Origin of the sequence: Micrococcus sp. HSID17227, from assembly GCF_003989405.1 — a bacterium.
Classification (GTDB): domain Bacteria; phylum Actinomycetota; class Actinomycetes; order Actinomycetales; family Micrococcaceae; genus Micrococcus; species Micrococcus luteus.
Genome location: NZ_RBLN01000373.1, coordinates 1 through 1,576 on the forward strand (window position 1 = coordinate 1; position 1,576 = coordinate 1,576).

Sequence of the window (1,576 nt, forward strand, 5' to 3'; positions counted from 1 at the left end):
CCTCAGCTGCACGGGCTCCGGGAGGGCGCAGGCCTGCAGGAGGTAGTACAGGACGTCGCGGATGGCCAGCGGCTCCACCCGGTTCCTCAGCCAGGACGGGCCGGGCATCACGGGCAGCCGCTCGGCGGAGGGCCACCGCGACCGGGATGGGGGTCAGCATGCCGATCCAGAAGCCCGCCAGGGTCTTCAAGGGCAACGGGGTGGGGATCACGATGCGTCGGGACAGGCCGGCGGCCTTGGCGTAGTCCACCAGCACGCTCGCGAACGACTGGGGGTGTCCGTTGCCGATCTGGGCCCTCAGCTGCACGGGCTCCGGGAGGGCGCAGGCCTGCAGGAGGTAGTACAGGACGTCGCGGATGGCCAGCGGCTCCACCCGGTTCCTCAGCCAGGACGGGCCGGGCATCACGGGCAGCCGCTCGGCGAGATGGCGGATCATCTCGAACGAGGTGGAGCCCGAGCCGATGATCACCCCGGCCTCGAACGTCAGCGCCGGGGTCGCCGCCCGCTCGAGACGCTCGGCCACGAGGGCGCGGGAGCGCATGTGGTCGGACAGCTCCGCGACGGGGACCGTGTCCGGGTGCAGGCCGGAGAGATAGACGAGCTGGGCCACGCCGGCCGTGTCCGCGGCGGTGCCCACGATGTCCGCGATCCGCTGCTCCTGGGCCACGAAGTCGCCGCCCCCGCCCATGGAGTGCACGAGGTAGAGCACGGTGTGCACGTCCTGCATGGCGGCTTCGACGAGGTCCGCCTCGGTGAGGTCGAGCTCCACCGCCTCGATGCTGTCCGACCACGGTCGGTCCGCGAGGACGGAGGGGTTCCGGGCGCCGGCCCGGACGTCGAAGCCGGCGGCGAGCAGCTCGGGGATGAGGCGCCCGCCCACGTACCCGGTGGCACCGGTGACGAGGACGCGACGGCCCCGGCCGTCCGGCAGGGACAGGCCGAGGGGGGAGGTGTGGGACGCCGGCGTGGCACCGGCGGGGACGGGGGAGGGCTGTGTGGACGCCATGGGCGCACTCTAGGGTCCGGGGCGGGTCGGGCTGAAGGTCTCAGGTGTGCGGACCCGGGGCCCGTGAGTGGGCACGCCGCCGGACCTGCGTCGGTCGGAGCGGGCCCGGCACGGTCCGTGAAAGACTGCTCGCTATGGCCACTGCAGATTCCGGAGACGTCCTGCCGCACCTGCGCACCGAGGCCATCCGCGCCGTCGTCGGGCCCACCAGTGCGGACCGCGGCTTCGCCGTGGCCGCGTCGGGTGCCGTGGGGCGCCTGCGCTATGACGCCGCCACCGGCCGTCTGAGCGCCTCCGTCCAGGGCACCGCGCCCAGCCCCTACCGGGTGCAGGTGCAGCTGCAGGAGGCCTACGACGACGCCGCCGAGGACGGCGCCGGCGCCCTCATGGAGCCGGTGGGCGGGCGCTGCACGTGCCCGGTCGGGACGGACTGCAAGCACGTGGCCGCCGCGCTCTACCAGGTGGTCCGCCTCGACGCCGACCAGGCCCTCGACGACGCCCGCCGCAAGCTCGCCGAGATGGTCACCACGGCGGACGCGCTGCCCGCGCCCGCCGGCCGGGGCCACGACG

General features: G+C 74.4%; 2 protein-coding genes. One reads left to right on the plus strand and one right to left on the minus strand.

Going from position 1 to position 1,576, the window contains the following annotated elements; all coding sequences use genetic code 11:
• The coding region (locus D8M29_RS11935; protein WP_238693412.1) for an NAD(P)H-binding protein at positions 1-1,006 on the minus strand (1,006 nt) is incomplete at its 3' end.
• Between the two features lie 134 nt (positions 1,007-1,140).
• Between D8M29_RS11935 and D8M29_RS11940 the strand changes: the two genes are divergently transcribed.
• On the plus strand, positions 1,141-1,576 hold a 436-nt coding region (locus D8M29_RS11940), incomplete at its 3' end, for an SWIM zinc finger domain-containing protein (protein ID WP_174233358.1).